The sequence below is a fragment of the Streptomyces sp. NPDC024017 genome (genome assembly GCF_040638895.1).
Classification (GTDB): Bacteria; Actinomycetota; Actinomycetes; order Streptomycetales; family Streptomycetaceae; genus Streptomyces.
Map to the genome: position 1 here is coordinate 492277 of NZ_JBEZYZ010000007.1, position 25475 is coordinate 517751.

The following is a 25475-nucleotide window of genomic DNA, read 5'->3' on the forward strand; positions in this document are numbered from 1 at the left end:
GTCACAACAGTCACGACCGATCAGGGCACTTCAACAAGATCCTGTTACGAGCTCTCACCCTGGAACGCCGTTGTTGACCTCGTCGCGGGCCGCGGGCGCCGCGCTCTTCCGCTGGCTGGCGGTCCTGGTGCTGCGGAGGCCGAAGGCGGAGACCGCCGCCCCCAGCAGCACCATGACCACCGGGACGACAAGCGCGGTGCGGTAGGCGTTCAGCGCCGCGTCCGGTGAGCCATCGGCGTCGGCTGCGGCGATCCCGTACACCGCGGTCACTGCGGAGATCCCGACCGCCGAGCCGAACTGGGTGAACGTGTACAGCAGCCCGCCGGCCAGGCCCTGCTCCTCCTTGGCCACGCTGTCGGTCGCCGCGATGGTGAGCGGACCGTAGGCGAGGGCGAAGGCGGTGCCCGCGATGATCAGGCTCGGGAACATGGCCGCGTATGACCAGTCCACCTGGACCAGCAGGAAGAGCCCGTAGGCCACGATCGCCAGCAGGAAGCCGCCGAAGATCACCCGGCTGTTGCCGTAGCGGTTCACCAGGCGCGGGGTGAGGGTCGGCGCAAGCACGGCGTCGCAGCCCATGACGATCAGCGCGATCGCGGTCTGCAGGGAGGACCAGCCGCGCAGCTCCTGCAGGTAGAGCGTGATGATGAACTGGAAGCCGAAAAATGCGCCCAGAAAGAGCAGCGCGGCGAGGTCGGCCCGCACCATTGCGGCCTTGCGGAAGATCCCGAGCCGGACGAGCGGCGTTTTGGCGCGCCGTTCGATCACGATGAACGCCGCCAGCAGCGTGAGCCCGGCGGCGAGCGCGCCAAGGGTCAGCCCGAGCCCTTTGCCGCGGTGCTCGAGCCGGACGATGCCGTAGGCGAGCAGCAGCATCGCGGCGGCGGCGCTGGCCGCGCCGGCCAGGTCGTAGCCGTGCTGTGCGGGCTCGGGGCGGGTCTCGGCCGGCAGAAGCCTGAGCGCCGCGAGCAGGATGGCGCCGGCCAGGAACACCGGGGCGAAGAACACCCAGCGCCAGCCGAGTTCGGTCAGCAGCCCGCCGATGACGAGGCCCAGCGAGAAGCCGCCGGCGCCGACGCCGGCGAAGACGAGCAGGGCCTTGTCGCGCTGCGGCCCTTCCGGATACGAGGTCGTGATGATCGACATGGCGGCGGGGGTCATGAAGGCCGCCGCCACGCCGGTGATGAACCGGGCCACGACCAGCATCCAGCCGTCGGTCGCGAAGCCGCCCAGCGTGGAGAAGACCAGGAAGACGCCCAGCCAGGTGAGGAACATCCGCCGCCTGCCCAGCAGATCGGCGGCGCGGCCGCCGAGCAGGGTGAAACCGGCGTAGCCGAGCACGTAGCCACTCATCACCCACGCCGCGGTGCCGGTGGTCAGCCCGAGATCGGCGCGAATGGTGGGGACGGCAACGGCCAACATGGCGACATCGCTGCCCTCTAGGAAAATCGTTCCGCACAGAACGAGCAGCAGGGCCCAGGATCGTCCGCTATCGCGAGCCACGGGAACGGTGGACACGGAGGCGCTCCTCACCCACCCAGTCGCTTGGTCACGTCCGGTTCATCAGCAGTGGACGCTGTCCGTCGCGCAAGCTGCACAAGCACAGCCAGCTCGCCCGTGTCCGCGCGTCGAACCATCCATCTCGGAGCCCCCACGATCGCCATGGCCGCGACCGTACTGAGCAGCAAGCAACCTAGGCCACACCTTTTTGTCTCTACCCGGAGGTTCGCGTGGGTGGCCAGCGCAAAGGTGAGGACAAGCTGAGCCGCTGCTTCGCCACTGAACGTGACGGCCTGACGTCCGGACTTGCCAACCAACGTTCAACGGACCCGCCAACAAGAAGTCAACGGAACGCCCCCACCTGGCTCTTCGGGAGCCCAGCCTTGCCATCTATGGATCAAAGTCACAGCCGTCTGTGACGACGATCGCTACTTGGCCCCTCCGGCCGATAGTTGGCCGGAACATCGGTGCAGGAAAAGGTTCGATACCTCCCAAGCTGCCGAGCCACAGGGTGTGGGTCACCTCTGGGTGAGAACAGGATCTGAGAACCGAACCGGGGACGGCGAGGGTCCGGTGCCAGGTTTACGAGGTTTTACGATCTTGCTCCGGCAGAGAACCGTTTGTTACGCCCTAGCGATCGAGGTCGGCAGATTGCGCGGACTCGCCGGGTGCGACGAGTCCGACGTTTGAGGCGGTTGGTTGGAGTCTCCGCGATCGCCGGCAGATGCGGCGAGGAGGACTGGTGTCCCTCTTGCCAGTGCGGCCGGAAGAACGATGGCTCCCCGTCGAGAGCGCGGATGAGAGCACTGACCTCTTCCCAGCTCCCAGGATTGCGGAGCCCGGCCGGAGGACGACTACAAGATCTGGCGGGTCAGCAAGCAGGCTCAGGGCCCTCATCTCTACGTCCGGACCGGTTGCCGGCTCAGATGATGCTCAGCCGTCGTGCCTCGCGCATCCACGACGGGAACTGGGACAGCAGCCGGTCGTAGAGCTCCGCATCCGGTACGCCGCTGATGTCGTCGACGGCGAAGAACCCCACGTTGTCGACCCGCCGGCCCGGCAGGGTGTCGAACCGCTCCAGCACGCCGTAGTTTGAGCGCCCTAGTCCGACGAACTGCCAGAAGACTGGTTCGTCCACCGCCTCCCGCAGCTCGGTCTCGATCTCCTTGTTTCGGTAGACGCCGCCGTCGGAGAAGAAGAGCACCAGCGTGGGGGCTGCCGCCGGGTACTCACGGACGTACGTCCGCACCTCCGCGATCACCTTCTGCTCCTCGTTCTGGACCCCGACCGCGCGCATGTCCACCTGGCCCGGCAGCAGACCCTTCCGCGGCTTCTTGCGCCGGAACAGCGTCAGTTCACCGACCCGGACATGACGCTGCAGCCACTCCGGCAGGTCTCCTAGGGCGAGGTCCGGCAGCCGAGCCGGGTTCGACGCGAACGTCCACGCCTGCATTTCACCGTCGTCGTCGAGCTGCGCGGCCACCGCAGCCATCCGCTCCACGACGTCGGCCACGACACCCTTCGAGTACAGGAACGACATCGACCCGGAGGCGTCCAGGACCAGGATGACGCGCGCGGTCACTCCCTCCGCTCCGTGCTTGCGAAGACTGACGGCCACCTGCTCTTTGCGCAAGGAGAGCCGCTTGCGCATGTCCACCGGCAACTGCTCCTCGCCCTTGACGAGTCGCGGGGAGGAGGCGTCCGGGGCGGGGGTCATCGGGGGCCGGGGTGGGGTGGGAGGGCCAGGCTGGGGCGGAGCGCTCGCGACGGCAGGCGTGGGCGCCGGGGCGGCGGGCGTGGATGGGAACGTGGGGGCGGGCGTGCCCGCGGAGGAAGCCGTCGACGCGGTGGCGCCCGGTTCTTCGTCCACGCTGATTCCGAAGTCGGTTGCCAGGCCCGCGAGTCCGGACGCGTACCCCTGTCCCACCGCGCGGAACTTCCACTGACCGGCCCGCCGGTACAGCTCTCCGCCGATGAACGCCGTCTCCGTCGTTGCCTCCATCTCGAACAACGCCAGCTGCCTACCCGTCCCGGCATCGAGCAGCAGCAGCCGCAGACCGGACAACTGGCCGAAGGTGCCCCCGTCCGCGGAAGCGCCGAGAACGACCCGCTCGATCTCCGGTTCCAGAGCGCCCAGATCCACGCCGAGGGTGTCCGTCGTACCGCCACCGTCCCGCCGCTTCCCCAAATGACGCACGGCACCCGAGACGTGCTGGGGCTGGTTGTAGAAGACGAAGTCCCCATCGTCCCTCACCCGCCCGTCGGCACGGAGCAGCAGGGCCGAGGCATCGGCGTCCGGGGCACCGGGACCCCCGGACCAGCCGAGCTCGACCTGCACCGCCTTGGCGGCGACGGGAAGGTTGCCGCCCTTGGTCATCGATGTCGCTGTCATGCGCCCAGTCTGCCCAGAAACTTCTATTGTTGTTTCGTCGTCTCGGGGTAGCGCAACACGTTGGACCGCTGCGGCTCCACTGTCTCGGAGTGTGGGGGCCCCGCTTCGAGGGCGGTCGCCTTGTCGAACGCTCCGAGATCCTCGCGGCGTAATCGAAGCCGCGGGTACCGGAGCCTTCGTCAGGTGTGGCGGGCAGTGGTCATCCAAGACCCGATGCGCGCGAGCGAGAGGGTGAAGCTGCGCGGGCGTTCGGTGTGTTCGCCGACCGGCCAGGCGGTGGTGCGCTGGGCACTGATGCGCTGGAATCGCAGGGCTGGCATCTTCGCCTCACCGACACCCCACAGCCATGAGCCGAGGCGGGCTGGGGGCGGCCCGGGGCCGGGTGGTGGTGGGGGCTCAGCCGTGGAAGTTGATGTATCCGTTGTCGCCGGGGTCGCCGCTGGACTTGCTGTAGGCGTGGACGTCGGCGCGGCTGCCTGATGGCTTGGAGAGGTAGATGGTGTCTTTGTCGTTGTTTCAGAGGAAGTTGCAGTTGTCGCGGTAGACGACGTTGTGGGTGTCGGAGTCGGTGCCGTGGCCGCCGCGCAGCTTCACGTAGTCGCCGGGCTGCAGGTAGTGGTTGGCGGTGAAGGTGAAGCGGTTGCCGGTGGCGTCTTTGACGACGTAGCCCTTCAGGTTGATCGTCGAGCGGGACGAGTAGTTCTTCACCGTCAGGTACTCCTGGTCGGTGTTGCCCGAGGGGCAGCTGTTGGAGTCCCGGCGCGTCGCGTCGTACTGCACTCCGCGGATCTTCAACGCCGAGCTGTACTCGGCCGCGTGTGCCGGAACAACGGACAGGGCGGTCAGTGCGCCGGCGGCAACAGCGGCAGCCGTGACGAGGTTCTTGCGGTAAGAGCGGGCTCCCCATGGTTGAGCGGGTGGTGTCGCCTGTGCAGGAGACGCACCCGTGTCCGGTGGTTGCGCAGCGGAAGGGCCTTCACCCCTTCGAAGGACGTGGAGGTACGTTGCCTGCAGCGGTGGAGGCCCGGCCATCGGCGCCACTTGCCTCCACCTGATGGCCTCGGCGAGTGGTGAGACGCGGGCCGGGGCAGATCGAGGCCCGGAACGACCTCGCACCGAGGACGCGATCATGCGACCCCTGCTCCGAATGCGGGACGTGGCGGCGTGTGGTGCCCTGTACGGGCTGGCCGCTGTGCCCCTGCTCGGGGTGATCTCACTGTTCGTCGGCGACCACCACGACCGCAGGATGTTCCCCGGCGTCGTCGGATTGGCCGCCGCTTTCATAGCCGTGGTGGGGACCCTCCTCGAGCTCTTCTTCTGGTAAACCTGCGGGGAAGACATCCGGCGCTGCCGCGACTGGCACACCGTCACGGGCCAGGCCGCGCCTTAGTCGAGGCCGCCGGGCATCCAGCCGGTAGTGGTGGAAGGTGTAGATGTGTCCCGCTAGTGTCCACCTGTTACTCGGGTGGAGGGGAACTACCGCGTGGCTACAAAGATGAGCACCGAGTTCGCGTCGGCCATGGTGACCGTCATTCCGCTTGTCATGCTGATGTGCGCGGCGGAGTCCCGGGTCGTCTACGCCTACTGGGACAGCAAAGCCGACGCCGTAGTGGCGGCCGCCAGGGAAGACGTTGAAGCAGGGGCGGGACCGGCGGATCCCCTGAGGTTCTATGGCTGGGTCTTCTGGGTCTTCCGCAACTACCGCGCCATGCTGCCGTGGGTCCACTCCGTATTTGGTGTTACGTACTGGCTCCTCATGGCCGCGGCCCACTTCATAGCGGAGGTTGGTCTCATTCTGTGGCTCGCCTCCGCGCGGCCGCCTGGCGTCGAGTTCTTGGACGACGTCGTCGTGGTGACCGCGATCTGGGGCTTTGGTCACGCCACCGTGTTGGGCACGCTGATCGTGTTCTTGCGTGTTCCCTTGCGGCTCATGCGCGCCTTGGAAGACGGCGTGCCGGCGTCAGCCCCCACGCACCGCTCGCCCACCCTGTAAGCGTTGAGTTCTGTACTGTTCACGGCTGCCGGAACGTACGGCTGGGGGGTGTCCCGCATCCTGCTTGGACTTCCTGGCTGCCCATCCATCGGATGTGCCGCTGCGCCCGCAGGTCGGGCCGCTCGGAGGAAGCGCGTGCTCCGTGTTGTGGTGACGAACCAGCAAGGCATCACGCCGAGGATCAGATTTGCGAGGGCGTGCGGCATCGCCCCGAAGCTGGCGACCCAGGTCTCGACGAGGCAGATCTCACTGCCCTCATCGATACCTGGTAAGAATTGGCCGTGATCGAGCTCGCTGAGCGGGAAGAGGCGCGGACCGCCTGAGCAGCTCGACCGGATCACCGATGCCCACCTCGCGGCCGACACAGCCGGAATCGACCTGCGCGCACTCTCCCCGCTCACGGACTGCCCGACCTGGTCCAGTCAGTCGAGCGAGCAGAAGCGCGCCTGCTGTGCGAGGTGGTCCGTGCATGCACCAAGGCCTCCTCCATGCTGGTGAAACTGCTACTGGAACGCGCCGGCACCGACGTGTTGAGCGAGCTGATGGACGACGTCATGTGGGACCAGTGGGTTCGTGCCGGTGGTATCGCTCCTGTTGGCCGACTGGGGGAGGCCGCGATCACCGTGAGCACCGTTCAGTATCTCGTCGTCCCGGGATGGGCCGAGGATCTGCACCGCTAACAGGACCGCATGGACCGCCTCCTGGCCGCCTCTCCAACGAATCACACGTCGGAGCGACGATGGGGTCAGCCATCTGCTTCGCCTTCGAGGCGGCCGGCGCTGTCGGGGCCGGGGTGGTCGACGCCGGGCACCATGGGGTTGTCGTGGTCGAACAACGATCTCGCCAGACCTGACCACGTGCCACCTGCGCAGCTGCGCGACGTACTACCTCGGCGAGAGCGCCACGGCATTCGGGTGGGCGGCGGGCGCGTCGACCCAGCGACCAGGCCCCGCAGCTGCCCGCTGTGGTCGAATTCCGCCCGGTGGGCCCGGCGGGGTCCCTGCCTGTGCTCGGCCCGACATCGAGCACGCTGTGCAGAAGCCAACTCGGCTGGGCACCGCTGCATGGTCCGGATGTTCCTCGTGGCTCTCTGCCGCGCGTGCTGTGTCGAGACGGCTCCGCGGTTGAAGGGATCCCACCCATGAGGACAACCGCAATCGAACGTCGCGCCGAACTGCTGCGTCTGGCACCTACAACATGACGCCGTGTCACCGCGACCTGCTGATTGGTGGCCGGGTTGCTGCTTACCGGCGGCCGCGCGGCTGTCGGTGGTGAAGTGCGCGCCGACGAGTTGCGGCCTGAGGTCCTCAGGGCTGTTCGCGGCTGCTCCCGCGAGCTCAGTTCGGCCGCTCGTATTCGTCGATCGTCCCGTCTCCGTTGTCGTCGTACATGTAGTCGTATGCGTCGCCGTAACTGTGCCGGTAGCGCATACACGTGCCCTCGGCGCGCAGTTCGGGCTCGCCGTCGTAGTAGTCGAGGTGGAGGGTGACCCGGATGCCGCCGTCGAGGGTGGCGGCGATGCCGTTGTCGACCTCCTCGACGGTGCGGCCGTCCTCGCGCCAGGTGGCCCGGAGGGATGCCAGCGCCGCGCGGTAGTCGTCGTCGCTGGCGAAGTCCAGGTCCCAGGTGAAGAAGGGCTCGTCCCGGCTGACGCCGGTATCGTCGAAGCCGATGTCGTCCACGCACGAGGAGCTGCCCTGCCGGGAGGCGTACGGCTCCTTGGCCGGCGCCGGGGACAGCGCGCGGTAGACATCCTCGCCGGCCCGGGTGGTGGCGCGGACATGGTCACGGAACTCCTCGGTGCTGTGCACGGGCCCGCCCTGTATCGTCTCGCACGCCTTGGCCGTCAGCCCGAGGAGAGACATCAGGGCGACACCGAGCACGGGGACCACGATCTTCGACTTCATGCCGTCGATCAAAGCCGCCCCGGAGGGACGCGCGGCAGCGCTCTGCTACTCAGTCGGTCTGAGCAGCGGCGCTCAGAGCGGCCGTTGCGCGGGAAGGACAGCACGGGACGCCAGTAACGTCAGTGGTGGGGGAGGAGTACGTACGGGCACAAGGGGCCCCGATCACCCGCAGGACGAGGGCGCGGTGGGCGGTGTGCGCACGGCGGTCCGGGCCGGACGGTCTGCTACCGGTGGCTGCAGGCCGGGTGTGTGTCATCAGGGGCGCAGGACAAGTTTCCCCTTGGTACGGCGACCCAGCAGGTCCTCGGCCGCGTCGCGGGCCCGGGCCAGGTCGTACTCCGCGCCGACCAAGGGCCGCAGGTGACCGCGTGCCGTGAGGTCGAGCAGCTGCGCCAGTTCCGCACCGGCGGTGCCGTTCCTGGCGATGAGCGGGATGACCCAGAAGCCGGCGACGGTGATGCTGTCCACCGCCAGGCGGCTCGGCGCGATCGCGGCGGCTGCCTGCCGGGACGAGGCGCCGTAGGTCACCAGCCGGCCGAGGGGCCCGAGGGTGTCCAGGGCGGCGTCGAGGACGGACCTTGGGGGGCGTACGGACCGTCGGTGTGCTCGCCCGCGATCTGCTTGATGTCGCCGAAGTTGACACCCCCGGCCTCCACCTGGACCAGAGTCTGGCCCGGCCCCGCCGACGGATCGGGCACATCGGCCTCCTAGACGGACGAGTCGTCCCAGCCTTCTGGCCCGTCGACGACATCGAAAAGCCGGCGACCGAGGACGACGGCGCCTGAGCGGGCGGTCGCCTCGCGCAGGACCCACCGGTCGTCGGGGTCTTCGGAGAACGCCCAGGTGTGCAGGGCTTCGCCGCCAGTGCCCAGACCGTTGCGCGGGCCGGGGTCGGGCCCGGTGACGAAGCCGTCCAGAGAGACAGAGATGTCAGCGATGATGCGAGTCATACCAGGGCAGACCCGGCCGACTGCCCGAACTCATCGCTCATGTCTGATCGGAGTGGCTCCAAGGCGGATGTGAGCCGGGCCGTCTGGAGCTGGGTATCGCTGATGTTCACGTAGGCCCCCTGTCCTTTCCGTCTCGTGCTCGACTTCCAGAGGATTCGTGCAAGGGGGTGTCACCACGACACCTCGCGGACGCTGGCTCGGCTCTGTGGCTGGGTTGTGGCGGTGACTTCCGACCGGTGGCGGCTGGCCGAGAACGTCACCGTGAGTGTCTGTGCCTGGGGCCGGCTCGTGCTCACCGTGAACCCCTGGTTCGGCACGGCCGAGATCAGGCAGACCGCGTCGTCGCCGAACCGCACGGTGACCTTGCCGCCCTCGGACGGCACCGTGTAGACGCCGGCGCCGCCTTCCTGGCACCCCGAGTCGTCCGCGCCGGTCGGCGCCCCCGGGGAACTCGTGCGGCCGGTGGGGGTGGGCGTGGGCGTCGGGCTGGGATCGGTCGCCGGCTCGCTGCTGCGGGGTGGCGAGCTGGGCCTGCGGCTGCTCGTCGACGGACTCGGGGAGGGTTTCGCGGTGGTGGGGCTCGGCCGCGGGGGCTTCAGGGGCTTGCTCGGCGCGGACTGCGCGACCGGCGCGGTCGGCCGGGTCGACCCCACCACGAAGTGAATCGTGAGGATGACAGCGGTGACACTGGCTGCCGTGCAGGCCAGCCATATGATCAGGTAGCGCAGGAGGCGGGACACGACACCATAGTGACGGACCGGCTAACGTGCCTGCTCATGGCCTCCGTACTTGTCGTCGAGGACGACCCCGTCATCCGGGCCGCGCTGATCGAGGTCCTGACCGGGCATGGCTACGCGGTCAGGACCACCCATCAGGGTTTCGAGGCGCTGCGCGAGATCACCCAGAGCCCGCCGGACATCGTGGTGCTGGACCTGGGGCTGCCCGATCTCGACGGCCTGGACGTGCTGCGCATGATCCGGGGCATTTCCCGCGTGCCGGTCCTGGTCGCCACCGCACGTGACGACGAGAGCGAGATCATCCGGTTGCTCAACGCGGGGGCCGACGACTACCTGGTCAAGCCCTTCTCCGGCGGCCAGCTCGCCGCCCGGCTCGCCGCCGTGCTGCGCCGGTCCGTGCCTGCCGACGTGACTGCGGCCCGGCGGCCCGTCCTGCAGGTGGCAGACCTGCGCATCGACCCGACGGCGCGCACCGCGCACCTGGCCGGCCGGGAACTGCCTCTGACCCGCCGCGAGTTCGATCTGCTCGCCTACCTCGCCGCCCACGCCGACCAGGTCGTCACCCGGCAGCGCATACTCGCCGAGGTGTGGCAGCAGCCGTACGTCGAGGACCAGACGGTCGACGTCCACCTCTCCGCGCTCCGCCGCAAGATGGGCGAGAAGGCGCGAAAGCCCCGCTATCTGCGCACGGTTCGCGGCCTGGGCATCAAGTTGGTCAGCTCGCCATGAGACGTGCCCTCGCCGGGATCGCCCTGGCCGTCACCTCAATGGTGGCTCTGTCCTTCCTCATCCCCCTCGCCCTCCTCGTGCGCGAACAGGTACGGGACCGGGCCACCACGGCCGCCGAGCAGCGGGCGTCCGCCCTGTCTCCGGTGCTCGCCCTCACCACCCGGCGCGCCGACGTGCAGCAGGCCGTCGCCGAGCTCGGCTCCTCCGACCAGCTCGTCGTGCGTCTGCCCGACGGCGACTTCGTCGGCACGCCGCACGCGCCGCAGGACGCGCTCGACCGGGCCGTGCGCGGGCGCGAGACGCTGGCCGTGGACACCGCCGGCGGCTGGGTCTACCTCCAGCCCGTCGTCCTGCAGGGCGACCGGGTCGCGGTCGTGGAAGCCTTCGTGCCGTCCGCGGATCTCACACGGGGCGTGGCCGCGTCCTGGGGCGTCATGGCGCTGCTCGCGCTGGGTCTGGTCGGCGGTTCGGTACTCGTGGCCGACCGGCTCGGCGCCCGCGTCGTCCGCTCCTCGCGCACTCTCAAGCGTGCCTCACTGGCTCTCGGCTCCGGCGACCTGGACGTGCGGGTCGAACCCGACGGCCCGCCCGAACTGCAGGAGGCCGGTGCGGCGTTCAACACCATGGCCGACCGCGTCCTCGACCTGCTCGCCGTGGAACGCGAGCTGGTCGCCGACCTCTCGCACCGGCTGCGCACTCCGTTGACCGCTCTCTACCTGGAGGCCGACCGGATGGGGTCGACGCCCAGCGCCCGGCGGGTCGCGGAGGCGGCCGGCCAGCTGGAGAGCGAACTGGACTCGATCATCGCCGCGGCCCGTACACCGCTGGCGTCGGCGCAGTCGGCCCGTGCGGCGGTCGGCGCGGCGAAGGCGTGCGATGTCGCAGAGGTGGTCGCCATGCGTCTGGACTTCTGGTCGGTCCTCGCTGCCAAGCAAGGGCGGCCCTACGAGCGTTCCCTGACGCCGCGACTGGTGCCCGTCGCCTTCCCCGAGGACGACCTCGCGGCCGTCATCGATGCCCTGATCGGCAATGTCTTCCGGCACACCCCGGAGGGCACCGCCTTCGCCGTGCGCGTGGAGCGGACGGATCGGCACGTGTTTCTCACGGTCGACGACGCGGGACCGGGCGTGGCGGACCCCGACGCAGCGCTCACGCGGGGTGTGAGCGTCGGCGGTTCGACGGGGCTGGGCCTGGACATCGTGGCCCGCGCGTCCCGCGCGGCGGACGGTGAACTGACGATCACCCGGGCGCCGTTGGGCGGCGCCCGGGTGCGGGTGTCGTTCGTACTCGCTGACGCGTGAGGGACCGGTGCGGGGTGAGGTGACCGACGCCGGCGGCCGGGGGGGGGGGGGAGAGAGAGAGGTCAGCGACCGGCGCCGAAGTTCTGCGTCCACCAGGGGCCGCCGTCGCCGAAGTGGACGCCCACGCCCAGCTCCTTGAAGGAGCAGTTGAGTATGTTCGCGCGGTGTCCGGGGCTGTTCATCCAGGACTTCATCACCGAGGCGGCGTCCGCCTGGCCCCGGGCTATGTTCTCGCCCAGGGTCGACCACTGGTACCCCGCGGCCTCGACCCGGGTCGTCATCGTCGAGCCGTCGGGGCCGGTGTGGGACATCACGCCGCTGCTCGCCATGACGTCGCTGTAGTCGTCGGCGGCCCGGGTGAGCCGGTCGTTCGCCGTGACCGGCGAGCAGCCGCCCGCGGCCCGCTCCTTGTTGACCAGCGCGAGTACCTGGGCCTCGGTCCCGCCACCGGACTGGGAACCCGACCCGGAGTCCGATCCGGTGCCGCCCGGCCGGATGCCGCCGGAACCGCTTGCCGACCCGCCGCCGCTGCTCTTCGCCGCCGTCCCCGCGGGTGCCTTCGACGCGGGGACGGCCGTCTTCCGTGCACGGTGGGTGGGACTCGCCGACTGCTTGCGCTTCTGCTTCGGCTTCGCGCTCGGCGAGCTGCTCGCCGTGGTGCTCGGGCTCGCCGAAGCAGAGGGGAGCGGCGTCGTACTGTCGGCGGCGTTCCCGGCGCCCGACGTCCCGTCCGTGCTGTTCGCGACCACTCGGTTTGACGTGTCGCCGTCCTCGCCGCTGACGACGGCCAGGGTGATCCCGACGCCCGCGATCGCAGCGACGGCTCCGATGGCCAGCGCGGGACCGCGCGTCTTCGGCCCACTGCGGGGGCGGGCGTGGAAGCGGGACGGGCGAGCGGCTCGGCGGGAACCCATGCAGGACACCTCGGTTGGTCGGTGGGCTGACTCGGCCCCGTGTCCGGTGGCCGCGATCGCGGCCACCGGACCTGTGGGGGGTGTTCGAGAGCCTAGGACCCGGCCGGGGCTCAGACCTCCGTTCGAAGGTCATCTTCAAGAAGCCTTAAGAGAGCCGCCAAAGTCCGCTGAGGAACGGGTGGAAGCGGCCCGGCCTGTCACGCGCCGGCCTGGTCTCCACCGTCTGCTTACCCAGGACACCCATCTACCTGTGCATGCCCTCACGCAGTGGAGCTGCCGCATCTCCCGCCTGGCAGGCGTCAGGAGGCGGCCGGAAGGGGGGCTGGGTGCGTCATGGCTTCGCGTGTGATCAAGCGGCGTTAAGACAGTCCTTGTAGGCGCTGGCGAGGGCGTCGTCGCGGCGAAGTCCGCGCTCGAGGTGGGAGGTGGCGGTCGGCCAGAGTCCGAAGTGGCTGGCGGCGGCGGTGAGCCGTCCTCATGACGTAGATCCGCTCGCGGCGGCTCAGCAGCTCCTGGAACGCCCTGCGGCGCGCCTCCACGGGGTGCCGCTCAGGCGCCGACGGTACACGACAAGTTGAACAATCCACGACCGAGCAGCACACGTATCACCGGCACCGTGGCCTCGGGATCCTCTACGGCGCCCCCGAGGCCGCGGCGTGCCATGGAGTAGGGCTTAAGTCAAAGCGGTGGCCAACACCTCGCCGAGACGGCCAGGGTGGCCGCCAGTTGACAGGGTTTGCACACGGGGCGAACCTGGAATCAGACGCCCTGAACGGCCTCTCAGAAGTCTGTATCGCAACCAGATTTGCGTTTGTCGACTCCGGCCGCGTCCGGGAGGAGACTCGCATGTACGGGCATGTGCGATCCATCACCAGGGACGAGCCGATCTCCATGATCAAGGTCAGCGTCTACCGCCCCGACCTCACGCTCATGGACCACGCCTACACCAACGACGACGGTTCGTACAGCGTCGACGTGCCCGCCGGTGAGACGGTCACCGTCCGGTTCGACACCCATCACTCGCTCAACAACGCGGACAGCTGGCAGCCGTCGCTGGTCACCGAGGTGGTCGCCGACGACGCCGTCCCGCTCGACCGCCATCTGGTCCCCGTGGGCCAGTTCGCGGATACGGCGCGCGGCATCGACGTACTCGCCGCCAGCCTCCTGGCTTCGGCCGTGGAAGGGCCGGAGTACGCCGCTCACGCCATGACCCGGCTGTCTCAGATCAAGCAGGACACGCTGTTCCGCCAGCACATCGAGGCAGCCCTTATGGAGCATTTCAAGGAGCAGACCGACGCCTGATGGGCCCTACCTTCCCCGGCTCATGGCCATCGTGCCGCACCTCCTCCTCGTCCGACCCCCGGACCATCTGTCACGCGAAGTCGCCCAACTGAAAGGACGGCGTCATGCCCGAGAAGAACTTCGACGACGAGGACGTGAAGGCGGCCATCGAGAGGCCCTACACCGGCGATGGACCCGGCACCGACAACCTTGACGATCTTCCGGAGAGCGACTTCGTCGGCGTCGCCGTGGACGACGCGGACGCCGGCCCCCAAGCGACCGCCACCATCCCTTACGACTGTCCCGTCGCAAACTTCATCGACCAGCTCAGCGCGACGGGCCACGTCACCCACATTTCGTACAAGAAGACGTCGGTCACGCTGCACCACAATGCCGGCCGGCTTTCGCACCAGGGTGTGCTCGACGTCTGGAAGGTACGTCCGGCTTCGGCCCACTTCGACGTGGACGCCGCCGGCGCCGTCGCTCAGTACGTCAAGGTGAACGAGTACGCCTGGGCTGTCGGCAACACGGTCGGCAACCAGAGCTCGATCAGCATCGAAATGGCGAACGCAACGCTCGCGCCCGACTGGACGGTCAGCGATGCCACTTGGAAGAACGCCGCGCGTCTCGCCGGCTGGCTCTTCGCCGAGGTGATCGGCGAACGCCCCGGCAGGAGCAACCTCTTCTACCACCACCACTGGTCCTCGACCGTCTGCGCCGGTCCGTACATGGACCAGATCTACGACGAGGTCCTCGCCGCGGCACAGGTGGCGTACGACCACTTCAAGGATGCCCTCCCCGATTTCCGGCCAAATCCCGAGCCGGTACCGGCCGAGCGCCACCGCTGACCAGCCGGGACGAGCTCAAGGTCCGCCCAGTCGAGCTCGGTGTCAGTGGCGGCACCGACCTTTTCCGCATAACTGATCATCGATGGGCGGGCATCCGTCAACAGGTCGAGGCCTTGGCGGAGTCCACCACGCGGCTGCCCTGCAACGCCTGCATCAGGTCAACCATGTTGGAAGCCGCCGGCGCCTCCTGCGACCACGCGCTCAGCCACGGCCGCCGCGCTGCGCGGGTGCCCCTGCAGGCGTAGGTATGCCGAAGCCCGGAGTACGCCAAGGTGGGCTGAGCACAAAAATGCACCTGGCCGCGGGCGATCAGGTGGGCTGGTGAGGGCGGGGGAACCCGGGCGGTTCGGCATGCGTCCTTCCGCCTGAGCGGGATGGCTTACCCGCCGGCCACACACCAACGGGGACACGTGATGAGCGACAAGGCCCGCAGACTCTTCGAGGCCCTTGACCTGGACGGCGACGGGCTGCTGACCCGTGAAGAGGTGATCGTCGCCCTGCGGACGAAGGGACCGTCGCTGGCCGCCACGGGCGTCATCCCCTCCTGGGGGGTGCAGGACACCGACGCGTCCTCCGCTCTGTTCGACGCCGCTGACCAGAACGGCGACGCTGCACTCACCTTCGAGGAGTTCACCGCGGTGGTGGACCGCCGGTTCGGCTGGAGCTGACCGCGCTGAAGGGTGGAGCAGATCAGGAAGGCGTGCGATGCCGCAGAAGCCGCCGGCAGCTTTGAGGACCTGCTCGACTCCACCCGGCAGCACGCCCTGCACCTGGAGCTGCTGGGCGTCTACGCCGTGGGAGAGGAGCAGGAGGTCTACCGCGCGATCTCCAAGGTCAGGGCGAGTTTGTCCCGGCACCAGCCGACGAGGGAGCCTGTGTAGCTGCCGTCGGCCCACACGAGGGTGATGTCGCGGTGCAGACGGCGCAGCCGGACCAGCAGGCCCGCCGCGGCGTCCCGGTCGCCGATGTTCGCGGCGGTGACCGCGAGGGCCAGGAGCTGGCCGGGGTGTCGGTCACGATGTGCCGCTTGCGGCCCGGCACCTTCTTCCCGCCGTCGTAGCCGCGTGAGGCGGCCCGCACCGACTGCGCGTCGATGATTCCCGCAGTGGGCTCGGCCTCGCGGCCCTCGCGCTCACGGAGCGTCCCGCGCAGCCGGTCGTGGAACTCGGCGATCAGCCCTGGCTCGCGCCAGCGGCGGAAGAAGGCGTAGACCCGGCCCCATGCAGGGAAGTCCGCGGGCATCGCCCGCCATGAGATCCCGCCCGCGACCAGGTAGCGCATCGCGTCCAACAGCTGCCGGTGGCAGTAGCTCTCGGGCCGTCCACCCGCCCATGAACCAGGCCGGCACCGGCAGCAACGGCCGGATGGCCGCCCACTCCGCGTCCGTCATGTCCGATGGATACCGGCCCACCCGGTCCGGATGATCGGCCGCGTTGCCGTACACGTACGCGAGGCAATCGCACGACTCGGCGGGCGAGTTGAAGTCAACGTGCTCGGGCACGTACCACAAAGACAACAGGGCCTCCGGGAACCACTCGGAATGGGATCGCACGCCCGAGCTACCAGGAGGCCCTGCCTTCACGCGCGGAAACCGCCGCAGTCACCCGATCGAGACTCCCGTTCGATCAACAGCCTTCGAGATCGGTACGTGCACCAACCACTTACGTGGCGGGATGCTCCGGCAGGGCGAGCCAGTCCGACCAGGAGATCTCGCGGCCGAGGAAGCGCGGCTGCTCGAACGGCCAGTCGGCGGCGATCCACTGCGGCACCAGCACATCGAGGGCTTGCTCGACCTTGCTGCCCACCAGCTCGTCCACCACCCACCAGGAGATCTCGCCGTCCGCGCCGGCCCTCTCCGGTGGGTCGATGTAGACACAGCCGAGCAGAGCTGTCTCCGCCGCGTCGAACAGCGCGTAGTTGAAGGACTGGTGTGCGGCGATCTCCTTCTCGTGCCGCAACAGGTCGGCCTGGTCGGCCTCGTAGGTCATGGTGGCCGCGGGCCAGCCCCAGGCCGGCCCGAAGATGGTCCACAGCCGCCCGCGCGAACCCATTACAGCCGGATAGTCGAGCGGGGTGTCCGCCTCCCGGATCGGCCGCAGGTGATGACCACCGCCCGGCAGTGGTACCAGGACGGGGTGGACGAAGTCATCGGGAAGCCAGCTCATGGCGCCCGACCGTAGCAGCGCGCGCGGCCGTCCGATCCCCTGGACTATCCCCGCATACCGCCAGGCCCTGCTCTCATGCTGGGCAGGGCCCGCGATCCCCCGATCGAGACTCCCGTTCGATCGACAGACTCCATGACCGGTATGGCAACGGATTCCAAGGGCTGTCCCGTTGTGCTCTGAGGTGGGCCGCGACGCCCCTCGGGGTTCAGCCTCGCGTGATGCTGTGAACGGGCCCTGAAACGCCTTGACCTCAACTGAACCTGAGGGTCTACGGTGATCGCGTTCTGTCGATCACGAGAAGGAGGGGCTCGTGAGCGTGACGCTCAGGGAGTACTCGCAGGAGGAGTTGGCTGCTCAGCCCATCGGCTCATGGACTGGCGAGGCATACCGGCAGGTGGTCGGTGCCCTCCGTGCGCAGTTAGCGGTGGAGGATCTCACGCAGCCGCATTGGTGGACGCTCAACCACGTTGCCGGGGACCCGGGTAAGTGGACCCGCGCAATGTTGATCGAGCGGCTGGCGAAGTACGAGGACCTAGGGATCGACTTCAATAGTGTCTTCGATGACCTTGTCGCCCGTGGTTGGCTGACGGAGGACGCAGGGCTCATGACTTTGACCGAGGCAGGAGAGGACGGGCGGCTGCGGGCCAGGGAGCGCAACTTGCGCGTACATCAGCAGATGCACGAAGGCATTGATACGGCCGACTTCGTGACCACAGTCAACGTCCTTCGACGTATGGTCGCCAACCTGGGCGGCGACGGCAACCTGCCCGACTGACGGGTGCCGTAGGCAGCCGTACATGGGTGAGAACATCTCGGTGTGGCTGGTGTGATCACGGCGTCGGAGTCGTCCCGGATAGCCCCGTTCACCGGGTTGAGCAGCGTCAGTTCGGAAAGCCGGTCACGGCACTGCGTCGGGAGGGCGCGGACCCGGTCCGCAAGGGTCGGCCGTGGAGCCTGCCTCTCGAGGATCGGGTCCTGCTGGTCGCCGCGCACTGGCGGACCAACCTGACCATGCGGCAGCTCGCGCCGCTGTTCGGGGTCTCCAAATCTGCGGCCGACCGCATCATCGACCACCTCGGGCCGTTGCTCGCCCTGCAGCAGCGCAAGCGCTTCCCCAGGGACGCCGTGTTGATCGTTGACGGCACCTTGATGCCCACCCACGACCACAGCATCGCCGAGCAGTCCAAGAACTACCGGTACTCGACCAACGGGGTCGGCCTGGCCGCTCAGGCGAACGCCTTCGGCAAGCTGAAGGCGATCCTGCTGGATGCGAACCGGCTGGGACTGTTCGACGACAACCCAGTGGCCGGGGTGAAGCCGCCGCAGTACGACCCCAAGCAGGTGGTGATTCCCTCACCGGAGCAGCTGCGGCAGATACGCACCGCCGGCGACGACAGCTTCCTGCTGGTCGCCGATCTGATGAGCGGGTGCGGCATGCGTAACGGTGAGGCGTTCTAGCGCGTGTCTCTTCGATGGGCTGGTCAGTTTCTTCGGATGTGTCCGTGGACCGCCAGCACGTATATCGCGGCGGCTTCCTGCGGCTGGACCGAACGTCGCCCGGCCTCGAACGGGGTTCTGTGAGCTCCGAGCCGCGCGCACTACCCTGAGTCCATGCGGCAGGGGGCGGCGGCAGGGGCGCGGGACTGGCGGGTCGGTGACCGGGTCCTCGGGGTGTATGAGGTGACCGGTGCCCTCGGCGAGGGCGGCATGGGGCTCGTTCACCGGGTGCGGCACCTGGGGTGGGGCACCGATCTCGCCGTCAAGAGCCCCCGTCCGGAGCTCTTCCGGGACGAGGCGGACAGGGAACGGTTCGTCCGTGAGGCGGAGACGTGGGTGGGGCTGGAACTCCACCCGCACCTGTGCGGATGTCACTACGTGCGCACGATCGGCGGGGTGCCGCGGGTCTTCGCCGAGTACGTGAACGGCGGCAGCCTGCGTGAGTCCATCGACGAGGGCCGGCTCTACCGGGGAGCACGCGTCGAAGTGCTGGGCCGGATTCTGGACATCGCGATCCAGATGGCGCGCGGACTGGCCCACGCCCACCTCAGCGGGGTGGTGCACCAGGACGTCAAGCCGGGCAACGTGCTGCTCGACCGGCAGGGCACCGCGAAGATCACCGACTTCGGGCTCGCGCGGGCCCGGCACTTCGGTACCCGGCCGCCGTCCTCCGGCCGAGTGGCCGACCAGGCCACGATTCTGGTTACACACGGCGGGTTGACGCCCGCGTACGCCTCACCCGAGCAGGTGCGGGGCGCGCCCCTGAGCCGTCGCACCGATGTGTGGAGCTTCGCGGCCAGCGTGCTGGAGATGTTCACCGGGGCGGTGACGTGGGGAGTGGGGTCCGCCGCGGGGGCGGCGCTCGCCGCGTACCGGCTGAGCCCGCCGCCCGACGCTCCGGTGGCCTCGATGCCGACCGCGCTCGCGGAGCTGCTGGAACGCTGTCTGCGCGAGCGGGCCGAGGAGCGGCCCGGCGATCTGGCGGCGGTGGCAGGGGAGTTGGCCGAGGTGTATGCGGGGGAGGTCGCCGGGCCGTATCCACGCCGGGCGGAGACCGCCGCCGAGCAGCGGGCCGACGGGCTGAACAACCGGGCGATGTCCCTGCTCGACCTCGGCCGGACGCGGGAGGCGGAAGCTGCGCTCGCCGAGGCACACGCCGCCGACCCGCAGCACCCGCAGGCCACGTACAACCTCGGACTGATGAGGTGGCGGTCCGGCACGCTCGCGGACGACGCGCTGGTGGACCAACTGGAGTCGGTCAGGGCGAGTGCGGGAGGACCCTCGCCCGCCGACCAGCTCCTCGCCCACGTGCACCTCGAACGCGGCGATCACGAGTCCGCCCTGCCCCTCCTGCGCGCGGCGGCCGGAACCGCGGAGGCGACCGGGGACGCGGACGCGGGCACGGCGCTGCGCGACGCGCTGGCGCACGCCGAGCGCCAACACGCCGCCGGCGGGCGCCTGCTCGCCACCTTCACCGGGCACCGGGCCTTCGTGCACGCGGTGAGTCTCAGCGCGGACGGCAGCCGCGCGCTGTCCGGTGACGACGCCGGCGACGTGCGGCTGTGGGACACGGCCACCGGCCGCCCGCGCGCTCTCAGGGGACATCGGGCCGCCGTGCACGCGGTGTGTCTGAGCCTGGACGCCCGTCTTGCCCTGACGGGTGGGCAGGACGGCGACGTACGGCTGTGGGACACCGGAACCGGCCGCTGCCTGCACAGGCTTGCCGGGCACACCGGCTCGGTCCGCGCCGTCTGCCTCGCCTCCGACGGGAGCACCGCCCTGACCGGCGGCTGGGACGGCACCCTGCGCTGGTGGGACGTGGCCACCGGCCGCTGCCTGCGGGTCGTCGACTCCCCGGAAGGCCCGGGCGGGGCGGGCCACCAGATCAACGCCGCCTGCCTGAGCGCCGACGGGCGGTTCGCCCTGTTCGTGGGACGTCAGACCGTCCTCTGGGACTTGGCGGACGACCGCCGCGTGCAGACCCTGGACCGCGACGTGCTCTGGCCGGCCGCACTGAGCCACGACCGGCGGCACGCCCTGACCGGCGGCGACGACCGCGCCCTGGTGTGGTGGGACCTGGCGACCGGCCGGTCCCTGCGCATCCTGCGGGCGGACGCCCGGCACCCGTGCACGGCCGAGCTGAGCGCCGACGGGCGGTTCGCGGTGTCAGGGGCCATCGGCGGCACGCTGCGCTGGTGGGAGCCCGCCACCGGGCGTTGTCTGCGCACCTACGACGCCCACTACGCCCAGACGACCTCGGTGAGCCTGAGCGCGGACGGACGGCGGGTGCTCACCGGCGGCGACGACAGGGTGCGGCTGTGGCAACTGCCCGCCCCGGACGCGTACACTGCACCCTTCCAGATCTGCCGCCCCCGCTCCCACACCGAACTCACCCGGCACGACGATCGGGTCGCCGTACTGCTGGACGACGCCGAGTCGGCCGCGGGGCGGCAGCGGTACGCGGACGCACTGGCCCTGGTGGCCGAGGCACGCGCCCTGCCGGGCCACGAGCGGGACCCCCGTGCCCTGGCGGCCTGGCACCGGCTCTCGCTGGTCACCGTGCGGACGGGGGTACGGGGCGCCTGGCCGGCCGGGACCGTCGAGCTGCCCACGTCCGGCAGGCAGGCTCACGCCACCGCCGACGGCCGGCGCGCCCTGTGCGCGGACCTCGACACCCTGCGGCTGTGGGACTTCGAGGACGGCGGCCGGTGCGTGCGTACCTTCGACGGGCACGACGGAGCGGTCGAGGCCGTCTCCCTCAGCGCCGACGAACGCTTCGCCCTGTCGGGCGGGGAGGACGGGACGGTCCGCTTGTGGGACGTCCGCACCGGCCGCTGCCTGAGCGTCCTCGAAGGGCACGGGGCGAAGGTCCGCTCGGTGAGCTTCAGCGGCGACGGGCGCTTCGCCTTCTCCGGCGGCGAGGACGGGTCCGTGCGCTGGTGGGAGCCGGCGACCGGACGGATGCTGCGGGCCTACGAGTACGCAGGGCAGGGGGTGTACGCGGTGTGTCCCAGTACCGACGGGCGGTTCGTTCTCTCCTCCGGCAACGGCGGCAGGGCGCGGATGTGGGAGCTGGACTCCGGCCACTGCGCGCGGATCTTCGAGGACCTGGCCCGCAAGGCCGACATTGAGCCGCCGCCCCCGGGAATCCTGCACTCGGCTCGGCTCACCACGGACGGACGGCACGCGGTGACCGCCAACGGCGACGGGCGGGTGGTGCTGTGGGACGTGGCGGGCGGGCGGCCTCTGCACGTCTTCGAGGAGCACGCTGGGAGCGACGGGCACGCCGAGCCGATGACCTCGGTGTCCCTGAGCACGGACGGCCGTTTCGCGCTGGCCGCCAACTGGGACACGACCGTGCGGCTGCTTGATCTGCGGACCGGACGCTGCCTGCGCACCCTGGGCGGGCACCGGCGCTGGGTGCTGTCGGTCCACCTGAGTGCCGACGGGCGTTACGCGGTCTCCACCGGGACGGACCGGACCCTGCGCAGGTGGGAGCTCGACTGGGAGCTGGAGGCCAGGAAGCCGGCGGACTGGGACGAGGGCGCCCGCCCGCACCTGGAGGCGTTCCTCGCCGCGCACACGCCGTTCGGGCGGCCCGTGCCGCTCGGCCTCCAGGTGGTGTCGTACGACCCCAGGCTGGCCCGGCACGGAAAGCCGGTGTGGTCCGAGGCCGACGCGGACGCCCTGCTGCGTCACCTCGCACGTGCCGGATACGGGTGGCTGCGGGCGGACGGCGTTCAGGCGGAGCTGGAGCGGATGGCCGCGGCGTGGCAGGGACCCCGTCCGCTGCCCGAACCGCGGCGGGGGCCCGCGCGGGTGCTCAGTTCAGCAAGCTCTCGATATCGGGCTTGGCGAGGACGCCGGCGCAGCTGACGCAGACCGGCCTGCGCAGCACACGCCGGGACACGCACCGGTCGCAGAAGTAGGCGCGACAGCCCGCACAGTGCCAGAAGACCACGGCCCAGTGCTCCGGGTCGCTCCTGGCGACCGGATTGCCCCCCGGAACGCGCGACACCGACAGCAGGCGATCACAGCCCCTCCGGGAACACATCATGACAGCCATGAACGGACCGTAGCAGCGTCGCGCGACAGGTGACAGAGCCCGGGCAACAAGTAGGCGGGGATCAGGAGTTGGAGGAGCCCCCGCCCCCCGTGTGACTCCCGCCCGCCGTACGGGTCAACCGCCGGGCCTCGTCCTCGATCCTGCGGATCACGCTGCCGCCACTGCCGTCGTCCACCCCACTGTCCAGTAGCTGCGCCGCGATCGTGGTGAAGTACTGCGCGGCGCGCAGCACAAGGCCGTAGGCGTCGACGGCCTCGCCCTGCCGCAGCCGCAACAGTGCCTGGGAAGCGTCACTCATCACCCGGACGACCTGCTGCGAGAGCTGCGCGCGGGTCTCGGCGGGCAGCCCCACCGCGCGCCCCACCTGCCGCTGGATGCTGCCGCAGGAGCGCTCCAGCTCTTCCAGCAGTGTGAAGTCACGGCCCACCGGGGGGCCGACCCCCGCCGACGGGTTCGAGCTGCTCCGGAGCAGCAGGTGGGTGAGCGCCCGCGGCTCGTACCGGTGCAGGTCGATGGCGTGGGTGGCACCCAGCGCGGGCCGGAAGCACGGATGGATGTGGAACTCCGCCTCGTGCGGCTGTACGGGTACGTGGGCCCCGCCCGTGTAGACCACGTCGTTGCCGCGCCGCACCCCCAGCAAACCCACCCCGTACAGCGTGTCGACCACACCGGGCGCGGTGAGCCCCTCGGCGTAGGCGGGGTACTGGCGGTGGAGCGTCTCGGCGACGGTGTCGAAGCGGGCCTCCAGCGCACTGCGCATCACCACGTAGCCGGTGTTCTGGAACATGACGAACAGCTGTGCCAGGAAGGGATGGGTGACCAGGTACTCCTTGGCCAGGTCCTGCAGCTTCCACTCCGAGAACTGCCGGGTGGCGAGCAGGACATCGGCCTCGTGGATGCTCTCGTGCCCCCGCTCGACGGCGGTGTCCCGGCACACGTTGAGGTACTGGATCGCGTCGCGCGGGCGGGGCAGGGCGCGGCCGAAGAGGAAGTCGGCGGTGTCCTCGCCGCCCACGGCCGGCGGGAAGACCTCCCGCCACAGCCGGTCGCCGGTCAGCTCGGCGCCGGCCGACGCGCGGGCCCGGGCGAGAGCGAGGTCGCGCAGGCCGGTGGGGCTCCACTGGATGCGCAGCTCCTCGCTGTGGAACTTGTCGCCCTCGCTGAAGTTGAGAGTGTCGTATATGTCGGAGCGCAGGAAGAGCAGGCAGCGCAGCGCCTTGCCGTACGCGCCCGAGACGTGCTTCGCCGCCAGCAGAAGCCCGATGACCATGGCGTTGCTGTCCGCGTCGCTCGACCAGATCTGCTCCAGCTGGTCCACGAGCAGCAGGAGAGGGGCGTGCGAGCCCGCGCAGTCCAGATCGGCGAACGCCTCCGCCACGCCCCGCTCGACGACCTCCAGCTGACGTGCGGCGCGGGCGCCTTCGGAGGCCGGCGGGGCACCGCCCACATCCACCGCCGCCTTGACGCCGAAGGCTTCGAGGGAGAGCGACGTCTGCAGTCCGCTCACTCCGTGGAGCAGCCGGTCGTAGAGGCCGGGCTCGTCCGCGGACTCGCCGTTCGCGCGGAGGAACCGCCGCAGTGTCTTGACCGGGCGGGGCAGTCGCCGCAGCCCGTGCACCTGCTTGGCGTGGGCGACGATGTGCCGCGCGGCCTGGACAGCGAAGACGTAACGCCAGATCAGCGACTTGGCCGTGTCAAGGGTGAGCCCCTGTAGCTCGAATCGGCGGATCTCGTCGCCCGCCGCGTCGTCGGGGGTGATCAGGGCGGTGCCGCCGGGGTGGACGCCGTCGGCGGTCAGATGCATGCAGATGGCGCTCTTGCCAGAGCCCTTGCGGCCGATGATGAGAATCTTGCGGCCGGACACGGCCGCGTCGTAGGCGGCGGTCCGCAGGAACCCCTCGCGCAGCAGGCCGTCGGACATATCCCGCTCGGCGTCCTCCCGCCCGAAGTAGAGGCGCTCGACCACACCCGACGGCCCCGTCATGGATCCCCCAACTCCCGTGCTCCGCTCGGTCCTCGCTGCGCATGATGCCAGCTTGTTGCGATGGGTCACTCCTGTGGTTCCAGCCACTTCACTCGGAGATCGCGCGCGCCGAGGGAGCGTGTGGCACCGTGGACTCAGGCCTGGTCCGTCACTCCCCCCGTGGTGGCGGACCAGGCCTCATTGCGTGTCAGGGACCAGCGCTTCATGCGGTGAGGAGGTCTGGGCGGCAACCTGCCGCAGATCGGCCTACAGACGCAGCCGTACGCCAGGCTGGCCGGGATCCCGGAAGGTCATGGCGGGAAGCCCGAAGGCCCGGGTATGCCAGGGGGCAGGATCCTGCGGGCGCAAAGCATGGGCGGACGCGATTCCCGGCCGCACGTCATGGAGGGCGTCGTTGAAGACCACGCCTCCCAGGCCCGGCATCCGGCGAAGAGCCGCCAAAGCCTCCTGCTGTGTGCCCGGACCGTCCAAACGCACTCGGCGATGCACATCCGCTGCCCCCACTTGCACCCACAGCTGTGCGGCAGAGGTCCGCCACCATCCGGATCCCCAGTCGGTCCTGCGGTATACATGCCAGGTACTCACAGCCGTCTGCGCGTCCTCGGGCTCCAGCAACGTGGCGTCACCGGTGTGCGCCGTCACCCGGCCCGCCAACGCCGTCATGACACGGCGCTCAGCCTCACTCAGCGCACCCCAGCGGCTTCCCTGCAGGCGCACCTCCACTCGGTAAAGCACCCCCCGTGCCCTCATCCTGCCCGGCATCCTCCACCCGGGAGAACAGCAGGCCGCACCGCTCCCACAGCTCACAGGCGGTGTTCTCCTCGCCACGAGGGACACGGACCAGCACTGCCGCACGATGAGTGAACTCTCCGGCCTGCGGGGGCGCCTCGCCGGAGATGCCGTCGTTGCCCTCCGGTTCGGGCGCACGACGGGAACGGAACGGGGCGACAAGCGCGCTTGCCACGACGGTGAACCTCCACTACTGGGCAGGGGCGACGGTGCACACCAGCACCGCTGGTGAGGACACTCAACGCTGGCAGGCCGCTGGGCCCGCGACTGCGGTAAGCAACAAGAGGCACGACCCAGCGGCGCCACCGCGCGGTCGCCACGAGATACGACAAGCTCGCCGTCCGCTACGAAGCGACCGTACTGGTCGCAGCGATCAACGAGTGGCTGTGACGAGCGTCCTCATGCTCGGCGTCCTGGTGGTT

General features: G+C 69.8%; 23 protein-coding genes and 3 pseudogenes. 14 read left to right on the forward strand and 12 right to left on the reverse strand.

Annotation, left to right across the window (positions count from 1 at the left end):
* Window positions 1–54 precede the first annotated feature (54 nt).
* The 4 genes and pseudogenes from AB0G20_RS21910 to AB0G20_RS21925 all read right to left on the reverse strand — a co-directional run bounded on the left by AB0G20_RS21910 (window position 55) and on the right by AB0G20_RS21925 (window position 4738).
* On the reverse strand, window positions 55–1518 hold the full coding sequence (locus AB0G20_RS21910; protein WP_361304964.1) for an MFS transporter: 1464 nt from the start codon (window positions 1516–1518) through the stop codon (window positions 55–57).
* Window positions 1519–2422: 904 nt separating this feature from the next.
* Window positions 2423–3892 carry a VWA domain-containing protein gene (locus AB0G20_RS21915; protein WP_361304966.1) on the reverse strand — a complete coding sequence of 490 codons (1470 nt, stop codon included), beginning with the start codon at window positions 3890–3892 and terminating at the stop codon, window positions 2423–2425.
* Between the two features lie 179 nt (window positions 3893–4071).
* Window positions 4072–4212, reverse strand: a complete 141-nt coding sequence (locus AB0G20_RS21920) for a hypothetical protein (RefSeq protein ID WP_361304968.1) — start codon at window positions 4210–4212, stop codon at window positions 4072–4074.
* Between the two features lie 76 nt (window positions 4213–4288).
* Window positions 4289–4738: pseudogene (locus AB0G20_RS21925) on the reverse strand (lamin tail domain-containing protein).
* 283 nt (window positions 4739–5021) lie between these two features.
* Here AB0G20_RS21925 and AB0G20_RS21930 point away from each other — a divergent pair.
* The 3 genes from AB0G20_RS21930 (at window position 5022) to AB0G20_RS21940 (ending at window position 6565) form a co-directional block, all read left to right on the forward strand.
* On the forward strand, window positions 5022–5216 hold the full coding sequence (locus AB0G20_RS21930) for a DUF6336 family protein (RefSeq protein ID WP_361304970.1): 195 nt from the start codon (window positions 5022–5024) through the stop codon (window positions 5214–5216).
* A gap of 171 nt (window positions 5217–5387) precedes the next feature.
* Window positions 5388–5885: a hypothetical protein gene (locus AB0G20_RS21935; RefSeq protein WP_361304972.1), complete on the forward strand. Its 498-nt coding sequence runs from the start codon at window positions 5388–5390 to the stop codon at window positions 5883–5885.
* Between the two features lie 488 nt (window positions 5886–6373).
* Complete coding sequence (locus AB0G20_RS21940; protein ID WP_361304974.1) at window positions 6374–6565, forward strand: hypothetical protein; 192 nt, start codon at window positions 6374–6376, stop codon at window positions 6563–6565.
* Between the two features lie 657 nt (window positions 6566–7222).
* Here the strand turns inward: AB0G20_RS21940 and AB0G20_RS21945 are convergent.
* From AB0G20_RS21945 to AB0G20_RS21960, 4 genes and pseudogenes are all read right to left on the reverse strand, one after another.
* The gene (locus AB0G20_RS21945; protein ID WP_361304976.1) at window positions 7223–7792 is read right to left on the reverse strand and encodes a hypothetical protein; all 570 of its coding nucleotides are present in this window, start codon (window positions 7790–7792) and stop codon (window positions 7223–7225) included.
* Between the two features lie 255 nt (window positions 7793–8047).
* Window positions 8048–8320, reverse strand: a complete 273-nt coding sequence (locus AB0G20_RS21950; protein WP_361304978.1) for a zinc-binding dehydrogenase — start codon at window positions 8318–8320, stop codon at window positions 8048–8050.
* Complete coding sequence (locus tag AB0G20_RS21955) at window positions 8317–8490, reverse strand: hypothetical protein (protein WP_361304980.1); 174 nt, start codon at window positions 8488–8490, stop codon at window positions 8317–8319. Before AB0G20_RS21955 ends, AB0G20_RS21950 begins: the two co-directional genes overlap by 4 nt.
* Window positions 8491–8511: 21 nt before the next feature.
* A pseudogene (locus tag AB0G20_RS21960) lies at window positions 8512–8742 on the reverse strand (dihydrofolate reductase); the annotation flags it as partial.
* 222 nt (window positions 8743–8964) lie between these two features.
* Here AB0G20_RS21960 and AB0G20_RS21965 point away from each other — a divergent pair.
* From AB0G20_RS21965 to AB0G20_RS21980, 4 genes are all read left to right on the forward strand, one after another.
* Window positions 8965–9132, forward strand: a complete 168-nt coding sequence (locus AB0G20_RS21965) for a hypothetical protein (RefSeq protein ID WP_234335411.1) — start codon at window positions 8965–8967, stop codon at window positions 9130–9132.
* Window positions 9133–9216: 84 nt separating this feature from the next.
* The gene (locus AB0G20_RS21970) at window positions 9217–9405 is read left to right on the forward strand and encodes a hypothetical protein (protein WP_361304983.1); all 189 of its coding nucleotides are present in this window, start codon (window positions 9217–9219) and stop codon (window positions 9403–9405) included.
* 113 nt (window positions 9406–9518) lie between these two features.
* The gene (locus AB0G20_RS21975; protein WP_031144502.1) at window positions 9519–10208 is read left to right on the forward strand and encodes a response regulator transcription factor; all 690 of its coding nucleotides are present in this window, start codon (window positions 9519–9521) and stop codon (window positions 10206–10208) included.
* Window positions 10205–11509, forward strand: a complete 1305-nt coding sequence (locus AB0G20_RS21980) for a HAMP domain-containing sensor histidine kinase (protein WP_361304985.1) — start codon at window positions 10205–10207, stop codon at window positions 11507–11509. The genes AB0G20_RS21975 and AB0G20_RS21980 overlap by 4 nt, the downstream gene beginning before the upstream one ends.
* Window positions 11510–11571: 62 nt before the next feature.
* Here AB0G20_RS21980 and AB0G20_RS21985 read toward each other — a convergent pair whose 3' ends face one another.
* Complete coding sequence (locus tag AB0G20_RS21985; RefSeq protein ID WP_361304987.1) at window positions 11572–12423, reverse strand: CAP domain-containing protein; 852 nt, start codon at window positions 12421–12423, stop codon at window positions 11572–11574.
* Window positions 12424–13269: 846 nt separating this feature from the next.
* Here AB0G20_RS21985 and AB0G20_RS21990 point away from each other — a divergent pair.
* The 4 genes from AB0G20_RS21990 (at window position 13270) to AB0G20_RS22005 (ending at window position 15433) form a co-directional block, all read left to right on the forward strand.
* Window positions 13270–13725 carry a carboxypeptidase regulatory-like domain-containing protein gene (locus AB0G20_RS21990; RefSeq protein WP_361304989.1) on the forward strand — a complete coding sequence of 152 codons (456 nt, stop codon included), beginning with the start codon at window positions 13270–13272 and terminating at the stop codon, window positions 13723–13725.
* 104 nt (window positions 13726–13829) lie between these two features.
* Complete coding sequence (locus tag AB0G20_RS21995) at window positions 13830–14552, forward strand: peptidoglycan recognition family protein (RefSeq protein WP_361304991.1); 723 nt, start codon at window positions 13830–13832, stop codon at window positions 14550–14552.
* A gap of 413 nt (window positions 14553–14965) precedes the next feature.
* Window positions 14966–15220 (forward strand): EF-hand domain-containing protein, encoded by a 255-nt coding sequence (locus tag AB0G20_RS22000; protein WP_361304993.1) that lies wholly within the window; start codon window positions 14966–14968, stop codon window positions 15218–15220.
* 12 nt (window positions 15221–15232) lie between these two features.
* Window positions 15233–15433 carry a hypothetical protein gene (locus AB0G20_RS22005; protein ID WP_361304995.1) on the forward strand — a complete coding sequence of 67 codons (201 nt, stop codon included), beginning with the start codon at window positions 15233–15235 and terminating at the stop codon, window positions 15431–15433.
* On the opposite strand, the gene AB0G20_RS22010 is transcribed toward AB0G20_RS22005, so the two are convergent.
* Both AB0G20_RS22010 and AB0G20_RS22015 read right to left on the reverse strand, forming a co-directional pair.
* Window positions 15387–15833 carry a transposase gene (locus tag AB0G20_RS22010; RefSeq protein WP_361305058.1) on the reverse strand — a complete coding sequence of 149 codons (447 nt, stop codon included), beginning with the start codon at window positions 15831–15833 and terminating at the stop codon, window positions 15387–15389. The genes AB0G20_RS22005 and AB0G20_RS22010 overlap by 47 nt on opposite strands.
* Before the next feature lie 380 nt (window positions 15834–16213).
* On the reverse strand, window positions 16214–16717 hold the full coding sequence (locus AB0G20_RS22015; protein ID WP_361304997.1) for an N-acetyltransferase: 504 nt from the start codon (window positions 16715–16717) through the stop codon (window positions 16214–16216).
* 310 nt (window positions 16718–17027) lie between these two features.
* On the opposite strand from AB0G20_RS22015, the gene AB0G20_RS22020 reads away from it, so the two are divergent.
* The 3 genes and pseudogenes from AB0G20_RS22020 (at window position 17028) to AB0G20_RS22030 (ending at window position 22090) form a co-directional block, all read left to right on the forward strand.
* Window positions 17028–17492 (forward strand): MarR family transcriptional regulator, encoded by a 465-nt coding sequence (locus AB0G20_RS22020; protein ID WP_361304999.1) that lies wholly within the window; start codon window positions 17028–17030, stop codon window positions 17490–17492.
* 42 nt (window positions 17493–17534) lie between these two features.
* Window positions 17535–17926: pseudogene (locus AB0G20_RS22025) on the forward strand (transposase family protein); the annotation flags it as partial.
* 402 nt (window positions 17927–18328) lie between these two features.
* Window positions 18329–22090 (forward strand): serine/threonine-protein kinase, encoded by a 3762-nt coding sequence (locus AB0G20_RS22030; RefSeq protein WP_361305001.1) that lies wholly within the window; start codon window positions 18329–18331, stop codon window positions 22088–22090.
* A 251-nt stretch (window positions 22091–22341) separates the two neighbouring features.
* On the opposite strand, the gene AB0G20_RS22035 is transcribed toward AB0G20_RS22030, so the two are convergent.
* Window positions 22342–24264 (reverse strand): hypothetical protein, encoded by a 1923-nt coding sequence (locus tag AB0G20_RS22035; protein ID WP_361305003.1) that lies wholly within the window; start codon window positions 24262–24264, stop codon window positions 22342–22344.
* Window positions 24265–25475 lie beyond the last annotated feature (1211 nt).

Coding starts and splice junctions, on each gene's coding strand:
- AB0G20_RS21915 (WP_361304966.1), bottom strand. CDS start 3,892: ATGACAGCGACATCGATGACCAAGGGCGGCAACCTTCCCGTCGCCGCC.
- AB0G20_RS21920 (WP_361304968.1), bottom strand. CDS start 4,212: ATGCCAGCCCTGCGATTCCAGCGCATCAGTGCCCAGCGCACCACCGCC.
- AB0G20_RS21930 (WP_361304970.1), top strand. CDS start 5,022: ATGCGACCCCTGCTCCGAATGCGGGACGTGGCGGCGTGTGGTGCCCTG.
- AB0G20_RS21935 (WP_361304972.1), top strand. CDS start 5,388: ATGAGCACCGAGTTCGCGTCGGCCATGGTGACCGTCATTCCGCTTGTC.
- AB0G20_RS21940 (WP_361304974.1), top strand. CDS start 6,374: ATGCTGGTGAAACTGCTACTGGAACGCGCCGGCACCGACGTGTTGAGC.
- AB0G20_RS21945 (WP_361304976.1), bottom strand. CDS start 7,792: ATGAAGTCGAAGATCGTGGTCCCCGTGCTCGGTGTCGCCCTGATGTCT.
- AB0G20_RS21975 (WP_031144502.1), top strand. CDS start 9,519: ATGGCCTCCGTACTTGTCGTCGAGGACGACCCCGTCATCCGGGCCGCG.
- AB0G20_RS21980 (WP_361304985.1), top strand. CDS start 10,205: ATGAGACGTGCCCTCGCCGGGATCGCCCTGGCCGTCACCTCAATGGTG.
- AB0G20_RS21985 (WP_361304987.1), bottom strand. CDS start 12,423: ATGGGTTCCCGCCGAGCCGCTCGCCCGTCCCGCTTCCACGCCCGCCCC.
- AB0G20_RS21990 (WP_361304989.1), top strand. CDS start 13,270: ATGTACGGGCATGTGCGATCCATCACCAGGGACGAGCCGATCTCCATG.
- AB0G20_RS21995 (WP_361304991.1), top strand. CDS start 13,830: ATGCCCGAGAAGAACTTCGACGACGAGGACGTGAAGGCGGCCATCGAG.
- AB0G20_RS22000 (WP_361304993.1), top strand. CDS start 14,966: ATGAGCGACAAGGCCCGCAGACTCTTCGAGGCCCTTGACCTGGACGGC.
- AB0G20_RS22010 (WP_361305058.1), bottom strand. CDS start 15,833: ATGCGCTACCTGGTCGCGGGCGGGATCTCATGGCGGGCGATGCCCGCG.
- AB0G20_RS22015 (WP_361304997.1), bottom strand. CDS start 16,717: ATGAGCTGGCTTCCCGATGACTTCGTCCACCCCGTCCTGGTACCACTG.
- AB0G20_RS22030 (WP_361305001.1), top strand. CDS start 18,329: ATGCGGCAGGGGGCGGCGGCAGGGGCGCGGGACTGGCGGGTCGGTGAC.
- AB0G20_RS22035 (WP_361305003.1), bottom strand. CDS start 24,264: ATGACGGGGCCGTCGGGTGTGGTCGAGCGCCTCTACTTCGGGCGGGAG.